This window comes from Halobacillus sp. Cin3 (assembly GCF_947311855.1).
GTDB lineage: Bacteria > Bacillota > Bacilli > Bacillales > Halobacillaceae > Halobacillus > Halobacillus kuroshimensis.
Genome location: NZ_CAMZMV010000011.1, coordinates 1 through 14,678, shown reverse-complemented (window position 1 = coordinate 14,678; position 14,678 = coordinate 1). Strand labels below are relative to the sequence as shown.

The 14,678-nt window shown below is 47.4% G+C and carries 17 protein-coding genes and 1 rRNA gene; 1 reads left to right on the top strand and 17 read right to left on the bottom strand.

The window, feature by feature from the left end:
- Positions 1–56: 56 nt before the first annotated feature.
- The 5 genes from rsmA to metG all read right to left on the bottom strand — a co-directional run bounded on the left by rsmA (position 57) and on the right by metG (position 5,881).
- The gene (gene rsmA / locus QMA39_RS19160; protein ID WP_281659556.1) at positions 57–926 is read right to left on the bottom strand and encodes a 16S rRNA (adenine(1518)-N(6)/adenine(1519)-N(6))-dimethyltransferase RsmA; all 870 of its coding nucleotides are present in this window, start codon (positions 924–926) and stop codon (positions 57–59) included.
- Positions 916–1,479: a ribonuclease M5 gene (gene rnmV / locus QMA39_RS19155; RefSeq protein WP_281659555.1), complete on the bottom strand. Its 564-nt coding sequence runs from the start codon at positions 1,477–1,479 to the stop codon at positions 916–918. The genes rsmA and rnmV overlap by 11 nt, the downstream gene beginning before the upstream one ends.
- Before the next feature lie 97 nt (positions 1,480–1,576).
- The gene (locus tag QMA39_RS19150) at positions 1,577–2,869 is read right to left on the bottom strand and encodes a G5 and 3D domain-containing protein (RefSeq protein ID WP_206936274.1); all 1,293 of its coding nucleotides are present in this window, start codon (positions 2,867–2,869) and stop codon (positions 1,577–1,579) included.
- Positions 2,870–3,079: 210 nt separating this feature from the next.
- Positions 3,080–3,853: a TatD family hydrolase gene (locus tag QMA39_RS19145; protein ID WP_281659554.1), complete on the bottom strand. Its 774-nt coding sequence runs from the start codon at positions 3,851–3,853 to the stop codon at positions 3,080–3,082.
- Positions 3,854–3,925: 72 nt separating this feature from the next.
- Positions 3,926–5,881 (bottom strand): methionine--tRNA ligase, encoded by a 1,956-nt coding sequence (metG, locus tag QMA39_RS19140; RefSeq protein WP_027953494.1) that lies wholly within the window; start codon positions 5,879–5,881, stop codon positions 3,926–3,928.
- A gap of 414 nt (positions 5,882–6,295) precedes the next feature.
- On the opposite strand from metG, the gene QMA39_RS19135 reads away from it, so the two are divergent.
- Positions 6,296–6,571, top strand: a complete 276-nt coding sequence (locus QMA39_RS19135; RefSeq protein WP_027953495.1) for an AbrB/MazE/SpoVT family DNA-binding domain-containing protein — start codon at positions 6,296–6,298, stop codon at positions 6,569–6,571.
- Positions 6,572–6,695: 124 nt separating this feature from the next.
- On the opposite strand, the gene rsmI is transcribed toward QMA39_RS19135, so the two are convergent.
- The 12 genes from rsmI to rrf all read right to left on the bottom strand — a co-directional run bounded on the left by rsmI (position 6,696) and on the right by rrf (position 14,526).
- The gene (rsmI, locus tag QMA39_RS19130; protein ID WP_281659566.1) at positions 6,696–7,577 is read right to left on the bottom strand and encodes a 16S rRNA (cytidine(1402)-2'-O)-methyltransferase; all 882 of its coding nucleotides are present in this window, start codon (positions 7,575–7,577) and stop codon (positions 6,696–6,698) included.
- The gene (locus QMA39_RS19125) at positions 7,552–7,836 is read right to left on the bottom strand and encodes a GIY-YIG nuclease family protein (protein WP_281659553.1); all 285 of its coding nucleotides are present in this window, start codon (positions 7,834–7,836) and stop codon (positions 7,552–7,554) included. Before QMA39_RS19125 ends, rsmI begins: the two co-directional genes overlap by 26 nt.
- Entirely contained in the window at positions 7,826–8,569 is a 744-nt protein-coding gene (locus QMA39_RS19120; RefSeq protein WP_206936269.1) for a tRNA1(Val) (adenine(37)-N6)-methyltransferase, read from the bottom strand. The genes QMA39_RS19125 and QMA39_RS19120 overlap by 11 nt, the downstream gene beginning before the upstream one ends.
- A gap of 74 nt (positions 8,570–8,643) precedes the next feature.
- Positions 8,644–8,994 carry a DNA replication initiation control protein YabA gene (gene yabA, locus QMA39_RS19115; protein WP_027953499.1) on the bottom strand — a complete coding sequence of 117 codons (351 nt, stop codon included), beginning with the start codon at positions 8,992–8,994 and terminating at the stop codon, positions 8,644–8,646.
- A 16-nt stretch (positions 8,995–9,010) separates the two neighbouring features.
- Positions 9,011–9,838 (bottom strand): stage 0 sporulation family protein, encoded by an 828-nt coding sequence (locus QMA39_RS19110; RefSeq protein WP_027953500.1) that lies wholly within the window; start codon positions 9,836–9,838, stop codon positions 9,011–9,013.
- A 7-nt stretch (positions 9,839–9,845) separates the two neighbouring features.
- Positions 9,846–10,832 (bottom strand): DNA polymerase III subunit delta', encoded by a 987-nt coding sequence (holB, locus tag QMA39_RS19105; protein ID WP_027953501.1) that lies wholly within the window; start codon positions 10,830–10,832, stop codon positions 9,846–9,848.
- Positions 10,833–10,845: 13 nt separating this feature from the next.
- Positions 10,846–11,286: a YaaR family protein gene (locus QMA39_RS19100; protein WP_027953502.1), complete on the bottom strand. Its 441-nt coding sequence runs from the start codon at positions 11,284–11,286 to the stop codon at positions 10,846–10,848.
- Between the two features lie 9 nt (positions 11,287–11,295).
- Positions 11,296–11,625 carry a cyclic-di-AMP receptor gene (locus QMA39_RS19095; RefSeq protein ID WP_027953503.1) on the bottom strand — a complete coding sequence of 110 codons (330 nt, stop codon included), beginning with the start codon at positions 11,623–11,625 and terminating at the stop codon, positions 11,296–11,298.
- Between the two features lie 55 nt (positions 11,626–11,680).
- Positions 11,681–12,310 (bottom strand): dTMP kinase, encoded by a 630-nt coding sequence (gene tmk / locus QMA39_RS19090; RefSeq protein ID WP_281659552.1) that lies wholly within the window; start codon positions 12,308–12,310, stop codon positions 11,681–11,683.
- Positions 12,311–12,312: 2 nt separating this feature from the next.
- Positions 12,313–13,728, bottom strand: coding sequence for an aminotransferase class I/II-fold pyridoxal phosphate-dependent enzyme (locus QMA39_RS19085; protein ID WP_281659551.1), 1,416 nt, complete (start codon positions 13,726–13,728; stop codon positions 12,313–12,315).
- Between the two features lie 361 nt (positions 13,729–14,089).
- Positions 14,090–14,272 (bottom strand): sigma factor G inhibitor Gin, encoded by a 183-nt coding sequence (locus QMA39_RS19080; protein ID WP_035531108.1) that lies wholly within the window; start codon positions 14,270–14,272, stop codon positions 14,090–14,092.
- Between the two features lie 140 nt (positions 14,273–14,412).
- Positions 14,413–14,526, bottom strand: a 5S ribosomal RNA gene (rrf, locus tag QMA39_RS19075).
- Positions 14,527–14,678: the final 152 nt, after the last annotated feature.

Sequence of the window (14,678 nt, the reverse complement as noted above, 5' to 3'; positions counted from 1 at the left end):
TCCCCACCTTACTCTAAGCACTACATTAGTGTATGTGAAAAGATGGGCTTTGTGTCTTACTTATACAACTCATTCGCAAGAGCTGCAAACTCTTCCATCGACAGGGATTCCCCGCGGCGGGAAGGATCAATGCCGGATTCATCCAGGCGGGCACGCAGTTCACTCTTATCCATGCGGCCCTTGAAATGACGGGCCAAGTTATTCATCAACGTTTTCCTGCGCTGCCCGAAAGTCGCTTTGACCACATCAAAGAAAAAGTCTTCGTCTTCCACCTGTACCGGCGGCTGATCACGCATCTCCAGGTGCAGGACAGAAGAATCCACGTTCGGCTGCGGCATAAAGACGGTCTTGGGAACAGTCAGGGCCACGGCTGCTCTTGTATAGTACTGGACAGCAATCGACAACGACCCATAGCTCTTCGTATTCGGCTCGGCGGCCATGCGGTCGGCCACTTCCTTTTGGATCATGACGGTAATGCTGTCAATCGGCAGACGACTCATCAACAGCTTCATCAGAATAGGCGTCGTGATGTAATAAGGAAGGTTGGCGACAACCCGGACCGGCTGTCCTTCCTTAAACTGTTCCTGAATGACCTGTTCTACGTCGGCTTGAAGAATATCCTGATTGATGACATGCACATTATCATAAGCACTCAGTGTGTCTTCCAAGATCGGAAGCAGGCGCTGATCAATTTCAAAGGCTACGACACGATCGGCATGACGGGCCAATTGTTCTGTAAGTGCCCCGATCCCCGGCCCGATTTCAATGGCTCCCGCCTCTTCATGAATACCAGCCTCTTCAATAATATTCTTCAGAATGTTTACGTCGATAAGAAAGTTCTGTCCGAGGCTTTTCTTAAACGAAAATCCATACTTCCCGAGTATTTCCTTTGTACGTGATGGTGTCGCAACCGCTTTATTGTTCATAGCTTTCCTCCTGATTGATTCTATCTATACTTTCAGCCAGCTGTCGGCGGGTGATATGAAACATATTCAACCGGCGGAGCAGCTGCTTTCCATTGGTTTTGCCTATATTTAGATCCATGCCTATCTTTTCTCGTAAATCAGCAGAATGCGGGCCTCCGATCAAACCAAGGTCAATCAGATCCTGCTTTGAAATTTCCCCTTCCTTCTCATCCATCAGCTCATAGACAGCGCTTAAAGCCGTTTGAATGTCCGTAATGGAAGCATGCTCTATTCCGATTCCTTTATCCTGCCTTGCTCTGGCCTGGTGCTTCGGAAGGAAGGCATGCTTGCAGTCCGGAATCTTCTGCGCAATGATATGCCGGATTCGCTCCCCGGGATAATCGGGGTCCGTAAAAATAATGATACCTCGCTTCTCCTGCGCATGCTTGATGCGTGTCAGCACCTCTTCATCAATAGCCGAGCCGTTCGTTTCAATGGTATCTGCATCCACGGCCCGTTTAATTTTGGCCGTGTCGTCTCTTCCTTCAACGACGATGACCTCTCTAATTTTCAATGGTGTATCCTCCCTGCACGTCCGTTTATAAACCTCTCCCTAGCATACCATGAGTCTATACACGGAAAAAAGCAGAGGAAAGGTTCCTCTGCTGTCTTCACTCATCCAGTATTTTCACTTGTACCGTTTTTGAACCAAAGTTGTAGGCTTCGCTCTTGGAAGAGACGTGAAGATCAATCCGTTTCCCGTTGATTGCTCCACCCGTATCTCCTGCAACAGCATATCCATAACCCTCCACCCAGACACGGCTGCCCAGTGGAATGACGCTCGGATCAACAGCCACGACTTTCTTATCAGGGTTTTCATTCAAATCAATTCCCGTTGCTGTTACGCCCGAACAGCCGGCACACTCTGCCGTGTACGCTGTAGCATGCATCCGCATCGTTTGACTTGATTCTTTTTCACGGCTTGTTTCCTGACTGCTTTTTGAAACGTTGGCAGATGTCTGCACGACCTTGCGGGAAGAGTCTGTGTCTTTTTCAGCATCCGAAGTGGAGGCTGCCACCACAGGCTGTGGTGCGGGTTCATCCACTTTTGTGCCAAGCGCTACGATTTCCCTACGGCTTTCCTGATCGACCGTTTCTTCTACCAGTTCGCGGCTGACCTCTTCACCATTTTCAATCGTGACTTCATACGTCTTCTTCACAAGACCTTCCTGCCCTGCCTCAAGCACCTTGCGCTCCCCTTTTGGAAGGGAGTCGTCCTTTTTCACTTCAACAGAATAATCGGTTTCTTCTTCGACAATGTCGGTCACCTTTTCCACCCGCGTGATTTCCAGCGGTGTATCCGCAGACACCCATGCATCCGCATCAAGGTTCAATTCATCCAGGTCATCGAGTTCAATTCCCTGTTCTTTCAATAATTCTTCCACAGTGGAAGTCGTCGTCCATATATGTTCCTCGTCTCCGCCATCATTCAACGTAACTTGAAAGGCTTCAGCGACCTCAATACTCATGCCATCAGCGAGATGCTCACTGGATTGGTGGGACAGCTGATCGTGTTCCTTGAATTCCAGATCATTCTCTTTGAAAAACTCTCCGACAGTAGCTGCCGTTGTAGAGTAGTCTTCCTTTTCCCCGCCATCAATGGCCAGGTGAACCGATTTTGATGCTATGTATTCAACATCCATCCCGTATTCAACTGAATCAGATAATTTATGTGATAATTCATCATGCGGCTGTACGGCAACGTCCAGGTCAGACATTAATTCCTCCACCGTATCCGCATGGGTACGAATCAATTCTTTTTCTCCGTTCTGAGTCACCTGCACAGAAGCTTTGGTGGCTTCATAGGTAACGGTCACTAAAAAGGCGGATGCCAGGATAACAGATAATACGGCCCAGAAAGTCGTTTGACTGACAGCTTTTTTTACTATTTCTTTTCTATTCATCCTAAAGGCCCCCTCTCTAAAGCACGCGTACCATTGTATTCAAGTGACAAAATGATGTCAACTAACTCCCCTTTAAATAAAATGGAGGAGTCAGATGACAATCACTGACTCCTCCATTATGCATTTATGCCCAGATGAATAACATAACAGGCATGTTACAATTCCCATACAATTCTCAACCAGCTGTAATATTATGACCAAAGTCCTCCATTATGAATCGGAAATACCAAAGAAGGACAGAGCATTTTCTGTTGTGACACGACTGACCTCTTCATAGGAGATGCCCTTCAGCTCAGCTACCTGTTCCGCCACAAGCTTCACATAAGCCGGCTCGTTCCGGCTGCCCCGATTTGGATGAGGGGCGAGAAAAGGACAGTCCGTTTCCACAAGCAGATGCTTGAGATCAACAGCCTTGGCGACTTCTTTCGGAAGTTTGGCGTTTTTAAAGGTCACAGGTCCGCCCAGGGAGATCAGGAAATTCATATCAATACATTCCTGAGCAGTTTCCACAGGGCCGCTGTAACAGTGCATAATTCCGCCGACTTCTGCTGCGTTCTCCTCTTTCAGGATCTGCACAATATCCTCCGTTGCCTCGCGGTTGTGGATGATGATCGGCATCTTGACTTTTTTAGCTAGTCTGATCTGCTTCCGGAAGACGTCCTTCTGTACATCAGCCGGAGATTTGTCCCAGTGATAGTCGAGCCCCATTTCGCCGAGAGCCACTACTTTCGGATGAGCAGACAGCTCTTCAATCCAAGCCAGATCTTCCTCTGTCATATCGACCGCATCGACCGGGTGCCACCCTACAGCGGCAAAGATATGTTCATCGGCTTCGGCAATTTCCAGTGCCTTCGGAATCGTCTTCCTGTCAAAACCGACAACCGTCATATACGTCACACCAGCTTCCCGTGCCCTTTGGATCGTTTCCTCAAGGTCTTCTTCAAATTGATCGGCATTCAAATGAACATGTGTATCAAAAAGCATTGTCGTCCCGCCTTTCTTTTTTCATTGGAAAAGGGAAAGCGCTGAATAGAGCTTTCCCTTTTTAGCCATGTGTTATTTCACTTTTGTTCCATTGCTCAAGGTCTGATCAACAGAAGCTAGAGCAAGCTTTCCATTGTCTTCACCGGCAAGAATCATCCCCTGGGACAATTCACCGCGCAGCTTCACCGGCTTCAGGTTGGCAATACAAATCACTTTCTTACCAACGAGTTCCTCCGGTGAATAGTGCTCGGCAATGCCTGAGACAACCTGACGCTGCTCAAAGCCAAGATCAAGCTGAATTTTCAGCAGTTTATCCGCTTTTTTCACTTTGTCGACCTTCAAAACTTCAGCTACGCGGAAGTCGAGTTTGGCGAAGTCCTCAATCGTCACTTCATCAGCAAGATCGGCTGGAGCTTCCTTTTTCTCTTCTTCCTTCGGAGCCGGCTGTTTCATCATATCTTTAATGATCTGCGTCTCTTCCTCTGCGTCAAGACGCGGGAAAATCGGCTCATCTTTTTGAACAGTCGTTCCGGCTGGAATCAATCCGAACTCTGCAAGGCTTTCCCATGACTTGAAACGCTCTTCATTCAAGCCAAGCTGTTGGAAAATCCGGTCCGGTGTCTGCGTCAGGAACGGCTGCAGCATAACTGCGGTATGACGGAGTGCTTCGGCCAGGTGAGCCATGACATTTCCGAGACGCTCGCGTTTCGCTTCATCTTTCGCTAGCACCCATGGCTGCGTTTCATCAATGTATTTGTTCGTACGGCTGATGAGCTTCCACAACGTGGAAAGCGCAACGGAGAACTCCATATTTTCCAACGACTCTTCGACGCCGTCAAGCGTTTCACGGGCGAGGCTTTCCAGGCTTTCATCGAAGGTATCCTCAGCGAGTGTAAGAGCCGGGATTTGTCCATCAAAGTATTTGCTGATCATGGCCACTGTACGATTCAGCAGATTGCCTAGATCATTGGCCAGATCATAGTTGGTCCGCTCTACAAAGGCTTCCGGAGTGAAGACACCATCAGATCCGAACGGCACTTCGCGAAGCAGGTAGTAACGGAGGGCGTCAAGGCCGTAGCGGTCACTAAGCTGAACCGGGTCGACGACATTCCCTTTTGATTTGGACATCTTGCCGTCTTTCATCAAAATCCATCCGTGGGCGAACACTTTTTTCGGAAGCGGCAGATCCAGCGCCATCAGCATGATCGGCCAGTAAATCGTATGGAAACGGACGATTTCCTTACCTACCAGCTGTACGTCGGCCGGCCAGTATTTTTGATAGCGTGTATCATCATCTGTACCATAACCGAGGGCTGTAATGTAGTTACTCAAGGCATCAATCCACACGTATATGACGTGTTTTTCATTACCTGGCACGCCGATTCCCCAATCGAAGGTCGTCCGGGAAACCGCCAGATCTTCAAGTCCTGGTTTAATGAAGTTGTTGATCATTTCATTCTTCCGGCTTTCCGGCTGAATGAACGTTGGATTCTTCTCATAAAAGTCAAGAAGCTGATCCACGTAGTTGCTCATTTTGAAGAAGTAGGACTCCTCTTTCACTTTTTCCACTTCCCCGCCGCAGTCCGGGCAGTGCCCGTCATCAAGCTGGCGTTCTGTGAAGAAGGACTCGCATGATGTACAGTACCATCCTTCATATTCGTCGAGGTAGATATCCCCTTTTTTCATTAAATAGTCGAAAATTTTCTCCACGACCACTTTGTGGCGGTCCTGTGTCGTACGGATAAAATCATCATACGTAATATCCAGCTTATCCCACAGCTGCTTGATTCCACTGACGATATCGTCGACGTACTCCTGTGGGGAAACCCCTTTTTCCTCGGCTTTCCGCTGGATCTTCTGTCCGTGCTCATCCGTCCCTGTCAGGTACATCACATCGTACCCCCGCAGGCGCTTATAACGGGCCATCGCATCGCCGGCCACCGTTGTATAGGCATGTCCAATATGCAGATTACCACTCGGGTAATAGATTGGTGTCGTAATATAGAACGTATTCTTTTCCTCTGGCATCCTGTTCCCTCCTCAAAAAAATCATGCTAACGCCATGAAAGGTCATGGTATCATTCTATCGATTTATTTCTTTTATTTCCATTCCTAACATTAAAATATACCGAAAGTTATGTAAAACTGTCAAAAGCCGTACATATAAAGACTTCACATATGTAAATACCATGGTAAAATAGGACATATATAACCTAAGTGGATAAAGTATCCATTTTTGGAACCGATATAAATGGAGAAGAGGAAATCAGGCCTGCGGAAATCACTCCTCTCACCCATTTTATATACCTCACCTAGTATAGGGATATGGAAATCTCTGCACCTTTTTTAGTAATTGACACGTCTGGGAATGGTTGGTACTATTATGTCGAGACATATGTCGAAACATGACGATCATACTTTTGATTGAGGGGAGATAGAAAAATGAAATCTACAGGTATTGTACGTAAGGTGGACGAGCTTGGTCGCGTTGTAATTCCGATCGAACTTCGCCGCACACTGGGGATCAATGAAAAAGACGCATTAGAAATTTACGTGGACGATGACCGCATCGTTCTCAAGAAGTACAAGCCGAATATGACTTGTCATATTACTGGTGAAGTTTCAGACGACAACATGAAACTGGCCAACGGCAACCTTGTTCTAAGTAAAGAAGGCGCTCAAATGCTTCTTAACGAACTTCAGGACAACCTTAAATAAAAAAAGAGATAAACAAAAGACGACGACACTCACTGGTTAGCGAATAGAGAGATAATCAGTCTGACATATGCTCCAAAACAAATCCCTTACTGGACAGGCCTGACAGTAAGGGATTTTCTTATTTCTATTCATCCTGGATGACGTGATAAGCCTGATAAACATCCCGTTTTGGAAGTTCTCTGTCCAGGGCGGTCTGCTTAATCGCCTGCTTACTTTTCATCTGTTCTTTCTCGATGTAGTGATCGACATGATCGATCAGGGAAATCCCCGCCCACCATGCCTCCTCCTGCTTTTCCTCTTCTGAAGATCCTTCTACAATGATGCAGAATTCCCCACGAAGATCCTCGTCCTCTGCCCACTGGGCGAGCTCAGAGAGGGTCCCGCGTACATATTCTTCAAAACGCTTGGACAATTCCCGCACGAGCGATGCCCTTCTTGCTCCGAGCTCTTCATTCATATGCGCAAGCATTTCCTTCAGACGATGAGGGGATTCATAGAAGATCAGCGTCGCTCCATAAGGTTTCAAGCGTCCTAATACAGCTGCCCGGTCTTTCTTTTTACGTGGCAGAAAGCCACAAAAGTAAAATTCATCCGTTGGTAAACCGGACCCGGCTAAGGCTGGAAGAGCCGCATTCGCCCCTGGAAGAACAACGACTGGAACATCATCCTCCACCGCTTCAGCCACAAGGTCTGTCCCCGGGTCTGAAATCCCCGGCATCCCCGCATCGCTGACAAGAGCAATGGTCTGCCCTGCCTGCAGCTGTTCGATCAGCTGAGATCCCTTGGTGTATTTGTTATGCTCATGGTAGCTGATCAATGTTGTGTGAATATCGAAATGATTCAGCAGCTTTCTTGTATTCCGGGTATCTTCTGCCGCAATCATATCGGCACTCTTTAAGGTAGATACAGCCCGGTACGTCATATCCTCCAGATTCCCGATCGGTGTAGGCACAATATAAAGGGTACCTGTTGGATGTTCACTAAAGCTCTTTTGAATTTTCACCAGTTTCCTCCTTCCGCTGTTCAATCCATATTTCTTTTTTCGTTCTGGCCATCCGCTTTAAACGGTATTCCTCCTGGAGGGCTTCTCTTTTATGATCATAACACTGCCACGCTTCCAGTACGAGCGGTCCCCGTCCTCTGGTATATTTAGCTCCTTTTCCTTCCCGATGCTTCTGCAGACGGTGCTCGAGGTTATTCGTATACCCGGTATAAAGGCTCCCGTCCCCGCAACGAAGCATATAGACATAATGACTACCGTCCATTTAAGATTTCCTTCAGTTCATCAGTGTAATCGCCATCTTCCTGAAGCGCATATAATGGCGGAAGAATTTTTAAGCCGGGACGACCGTCCCGCACCCCCTCAATCAAAAGGATGTTTGCTTCCTTCCCTGCTTTCGGGTAGACAAGACGCATCCGCTTCGGCTCCAGCTTGTGGGCTTTGAAGCGTTGGATAATCTCCACTAGCCGGTCCGGCCGGTGCACCATGGATACTTTCCCGCCGGATTTGGCCAGCCGGCTGCATGCAGACACTACATCTTCAAGAGTACAGTGAATCTCATGGCGGGCGACAGCCAGGTATTCATTCAAGTTATGCTCATCTGTTTTGGGTGTTGGAAAATAAGGAGGATTGCAGGTGACCAAATCAAACTTGTTATTGCCGTAATAAGCCGGCATCTCCTTCAAATCTCCATGGATCATCTGAAGCTGATCACCAAGTTCATTCAATTCAACATTCCGAACCGCCATATCATGCAGCCGCTCCTGAATTTCCACTCCAGTTATGGGTACAGAAGAGCGTGTGGATAGAAACAACGGAATGACCCCGTTCCCCGTACACAAGTCGAGAATCTTCCCTCTCGTTTTCGGTACGTACGTAAAGTCGGCCAGCAGAACAGCATCGAGCGAAAAAGCAAAAGCGCTCGGGCTTTGGATAATCCTCCGTTCTTCCTTGGCTAATAAATCATCGATTCGTTCATCATCTTTCAATTGTACCATCCGTCTGTTTCCTTTCTTTCCGATATAAAGAGAGCCCTTCCTCGAACGAGCAAGGAAAGGGCCTGGACCTGGATTTATTTCTTTTTATTCAAAAATGATAGACAGAACAAGCAATCCTCGTCTCTCGGGCTGCCGAAATGCAGGTTACAAATATGAAAGCCTTCTTCATAGAGTCTGGCCAGATTATCATAGCCTTCTCCGACGACCGTGCCTTTGTCCTGTTTCGACGAGGGTGAGGAAGTTGTCTCCTGTTTCTCATTTTCCTTTTCCAACCGCTGCCGCAGATGATGATTCTCAAGCGATAAATGCTGGTTCTCTTCCAATAGATAGGCCAGCTGCTTTTTCAGATCTCCAAGCTGTTCATACAACTCGCCGATCTGGCTTTCGAAATGGGATACTTGTTCAAAAATGGCTTTCTTATTCACGGTCGACTTCACCCTTTTATTCTGAGGCTTCGGTTTGAAGGACTCCTTCATCAATCAGTTCCTGAAGGGAATACTCCAATACACGTTCCTTCTCGCGGAATTCAACCTGAACCATGCGTTCAAGCATGTTGAGACCGACCACTCTGCCTTTCCCATAAGAAGTTGATATATTCTCACCGAGATCCGGAAGCTCTTTTTTCGCATTTTCATAATCATCATTTTCGTACTTCAGACAGCACATCAAGCGGCCGCAGAGGCCTGAAATTTTGGCTGGGTTGAGCGACAGATTCTGGTCCTTCGCCATTTTAATAGATACGGGCTCGAAATCCCCGAGGAACGTAGAACAACAGAGCATTCTGCCGCAGGGACCGATGCCGCCGAGCATCTTGGCTTCGTCACGGACACCGATCTGTCTAAGCTCGATTCTCGTTTTGAAAACAGACGCGAGATCCTTGACGAGTGTCCGGAAATCGACGCGTCCATCGGCAGTAAAATAAAAGATCACTTTATTGCGATCAAATGTATATTCAACATCGACAAGATTCATGTCCAATTTATGTTCACGGATTTTTTTCACACAAACCTGGTAGGCTTTTTGAGCATTGTCCTTGTTTTCATCCACGGTGAGTTTATCCTTGTCATCCGCCATGCGGATCACTTTCTTAAGAGGTAACACCACATCTTCTTCATCTATGGATTTATTAGCAATGACAACTTTTCCGAATTCGATCCCGCGGACCGTTTCCACAATGACGTAGTCTTCCGTCGTCATACGCAGTCCACCTGGATCAAAGTAGTAGACCTTACCGGCTTGTTTAAATCGGACACCTACAACTTCGATCATACGATCATCACCTCTGTAGTTGAAGGGTAAGTTGTTCCATCACTAAATTAGGATGGACATTTTGATTTATCTTTCGTTTTGCCTCAAGAATGCTGGAAAGACCTCTGGCTGCCGACTGTCGTGACCATCTCATGACCGACTGGTTCAATTTCTCTTTCTCTGAAATGAAAACGATCGAATCTTCCCGGTCCAAAAGTTGATGGATCATATCCTGAAACCAGAGTATGAGCACGTCAAGACCGCGCTGCAGCTGGGTGCGTTCCTTAAAGTGAGGCATCCATTGATGGTTGATAAACAAAAGTCCTTCATTTGGTTTATTTTGAAGCACTTCAATTAATTGTATCACTAATTTTCTAGCATTCGCAAACCACTCATCCTCATTCATCTCCAGTGCTTCCGTTATGTTATTCGTCAAAGCCGCAAGCAGGCGGGCGTTTGAGTTGGAAACGCCTTCTTCAATTAATTTTTTCTCCATGATATGCGCCTGGAGTGGTTGAAAAGCCAGCAGCTGGCACCTGGATCGGATGGTATCCAGAATCGTGGCGCCGTTTTCCGTTAACAGCATCGCGGTCGTCTGCCGGCTCGGCTCCTCGAGGAACTTCAGCAGGCGGTTCGCCGCGTTGACGGTCATTTTTTCTGCATCCACAATGATATAGACTTTACGGTTGGACTCCAGTCCTGTGTATGTGAATTCCTTCTGCAGATGAAGGATCTGGTCTTTCTTAATAGACTGTCCATCCGGTTCTATCCAGTGCAGATCGGGGTGGTTCCCCGAATCGATACGGTGGCAGTCCCGGCAGTTCTGACACGGTTCCGCCCCGTCTTTATTTTTACAGAAAATACTTTTCGCAAATAGTAAACTCATTTCTTTTTTTCCAGTGCCGCGATCTCCCTGAAATAGATAGGCGTGGGATATGCGGTCTTTCTTGAAGCTGTTGACCAGCATCTGGGCCGCTAACGGCTGTAAATGTTTCATGTCCTGCCACGTCTGCATGTAAATACCGTCCTTATGTGTAAAGATTAATCAGCAGACCTTTCATTTCACCCATCAATCCAAGCAGGTCGACCGAACGCTTCTCCTGATCCATTACCATTTCCGTAAGTTCCAGCAGCCGCTCATCAATGGTTTCAATAAGCGTAAGCCTGCGCGTCTGTCCATTCGGACTCCAATGCTGGGACGGCTTGAGGTTTGTGCCGTACTGAACAGATTCTTTAATGAAATCCTTGATGAGACGCTTATATTTAGCAAGATCCCTGAAGGACCGGGAGCGTGCAACGCGTTCCCCCTGGGCCGTGATCGTCTCCACGAGCCGGTCCAGCTGATTCTGCTGCAGCTGCTGAGTCTGGGTCTGGATCATCGTACCGAACGTCCGGTTTCCCTGTGGGATTTTTCCTGTATTTTTAATTGGGCCTTCCACATTTGCTCTTATATCCTGATTGATTTTCATAAGGCCCTCTTAAAACTGGAAAAAGGAATCGACAGGTAAGATGAACACCGTCGCTCCTCCGACTTCCACCTTCACAGGTTTCGGAATGTACGAGTCGGCATTCCCCCCCATTGGAGAAATCGGTGCCACCATCTGTTCGCGCTGGCTGCAATTTTCCCTGATGATATCGAGGGCATGATCGACGTGATCATCGCCACAGCCAATCATGAATGTCGTATTTCCTTCCCTGAGAAAACCACCGGTGGTCGACAGTTTAGTTGTTTTAAAGTCATTTTTGGATAACGCATCGTTTAAACGGCTACTGTCCTTATCCTGGACGACCGCAATAATCATTTTCATGAGAACAGCCCTCCTGTTTGGGTGTTTTCTCCTATTATAACAAATCGCGGAAGGTTTATGAGGGTAAGGACGCGCGCAGAATTCTTGATGCGTCCTTTTTCACTTCGTCGAACGACCGGCCGGCATCAACGACTTGAATACGGTCTTTACTGCGTGCGGCAAGTTCCTCATAAGCCTTGTGGACTTTTTTATGAAAAGCAAGATGTTCTAGATCGAGACGGTTCTGTTCCCGTCCTTTGTTCTGTGCAATCCGGTCGAGACCATCTTCCGGCTTTATATCAAACAGCAGAGTCAGATCCGGCATGCAGTCTTCTATCGCAAATTCATTGATTTGATAGACCTCATCCATACCCAGCCCCCGGGCGGCACCCTGGTAGGCCAGACTGGAATCGACGAAACGGTCACACAAGACAATGGTCCCTTTCTCTAAAGCAGGTAAAACCTTTTCCACAAGGTGCTGCCTCCGGGCTGCTGCATACAACAGTGCCTCTGTCCGTGCATCCATTTCTGTATGATCCGGATTCAGGATGACTTCTCTAATTTTTTCTGCAATACGGATTCCACCCGGTTCCCTTGTTTCCATGACCGGGTATCCCTCACTCCGAAGCTCAGCGGCCATTTCTTTCAGCATGGATGACTTTCCAGCCCCATCGCCGCCTTCAAATGTTACAAACAATCCCTTCACAATCATTCTCCTTTAAACACTCGCACCCCTGTTGCCATATCTAAGTTCTGAAAACGTGCGCCCTTCTCCACCAAAGAGTGGACGGCCTGGATATGTGTACTGGAAAGACGTTCCCCTTTGAGTACCAAAGGGATTCCGGGTGGATAAGGGATGATGGCTTCGGCGGCTGCCTGTCCTTCCGCTTCGTTCCAGTCCATAAGAACGACCGGTTTGTCCCTCATCTCCGAATAACTCCATTCCAATGTTTGAATAGGTGGAAACGATATTTGATCTTGCTTTATTGTAGCATGGTTTTCCGTCTTTTTTAATTTGTTATCGACGAAAGCCAGTTGTTTCTTTAAGTTAGCCAAGGAAAAATAAGGCTCCAACCCTAACACGAGCAGCACCTGGTCCGTTGAAGCCATCTCAGGGACCAGTCCCTGCTTTTCCAACACATCAGCTACATCAAAGCCTGTGTTCGTCTCAGGCTCAAGTACAATCTTCAGTGTATCGTCCATAGGGGTGACGGGAAGAACACGCCAGTGCTCCGGATAATGTTCAAATACAGCCCGCACATCCTTAATGAAAGATACGAGCGTATCCCGATCCTCTTTAGACCACTGCTGTAAATAATCCCTTGCCAGATCAAGACTCGCCATCAATGGATAGGAAGGACTGCTTGACTGAAGCATCTGCAGGTAGTGACGCAGACGGGAAGAAGAGACGCGGCAGCTCTTTATATGCAGGTATGAAGCCATCGTCATCGCCGGGGCCATTTTATGGGCCGACTGGACGACGGCGTCGGCCCCCGCTTTTAAGGCCGGCTCCGGGAATGGAGGTCCTAAATGAAAATGAACACCATGAGCTTCATCAATCAGCAGAGGAATATCCCGGCTGTGGACAACGGAAGCGATCTCTCTTAAGGGATACGCCCGGCCGAAGTAATCGGGGTAGGTTAAAAAAACAGCACGGCTTTCCGGATATTGGTCGAGCGCTTTTTGGATAGACGATGGTGTGACCCGGCTGTAGCGACTCGTATCCTCCTCAAATTCAGGGGAAATAAATACCGGTTTTGCTCCCGCCAGTTCTATACCATTCAGGACAGATTTATGACAGTTCCGCTGTACGATGATTTCATCTCCCGGCCCGCAGACCGTTAAGAGGAGCGCCATGTTTCCAACCGTCGTACCATTCACCAGAAAAAACGTCTCTTCACTTCCAAAAAAATCAGCCGCTTGCTCCTGCGCCTGGCGGATGACGCCTTCCGGAGCATGCAGATCGTCCAATCCACTGATTTCTGTCGCATCCAGTCCAAGAAAGCCGGTATCCTCCCCCTTATATATCTGCCCATATTTATGACCTGGAACATGAAAAGAAATCGGTTCTTTCTCTCTATTTTTTTTCAGCGCCTCATAAAGAGGCGTCGATTTTATATTCACGTGCACTCCATCCTTTCTTTCTCCTCCACACTACCGGAGATCGCCTCCTCAGGCAATCCACCGAAGTTTCGTGATCCCTTCAGGTCTTTTTACTGACGGCTGTTCTGTGAACCAGGAGTGGTCTCAGAAGCAAGTCTGATCTTTTCCTTTATGATTTTGAAGTAGAAAAAAGGAAGATTCTCTGTTTAACAGAGAATCTTCCTTTTTAGATGATCCTTTGGTAATGTTCCGAGCACCAGCGATGTCTGCCGGATAAGCGCAGGACTGATATCTACCGGCGCACGGCTTGAGAATTCAAATTCTTTTTCTACTGGTAAAGACAAACCGCTCGAGGTTCATTGTTGGCACAAGTCATCAATCGTCAGGAGGGAATCATGGACTTCTGTGCCTCTGCCATTTTCTTCACGAAATGCACATACTTCGGATCATCCGCCGGTGTGTCTTTTATTTCTGATTCACAGGCTTCGCAGATATAGATTTTCAATAGATACAATCCCTGATCGGTTTCCCTCTCACAAATGCTGCATCGATCTTTCCTACTCATCGCTATCCCCCTCTTTCCGTGCGATTTATATGCTACAGCCTTAGTATGTCCAAAACTATGAATCTTATACTTTCAAGATCTATGTACGTTTAAAAAAAGATAGAAAAAAACCTCCAGGACAATCCTGAAGGTTTTGTGTGACGTGGCAGCGTCCTACTCTCACGGGGGTAAACCCGACTACCATCGGCGCTGAAGAGCTTAACTACTGTGTTCGGCATGGGAACAGGTGTGACCTCTTCGCCTTCACCACCACATCAATATAAAGTTTGAGGTGAACCCTCAAAACTGGATAAGGAAACATTATTGATTAAACATCATTCACGAAGTATATATAGATAAGTCATCGATCCATTAGTATCCGTCAGCTCCACGTGTCACCACGCTTCCACCTCGGACCTATCAACCT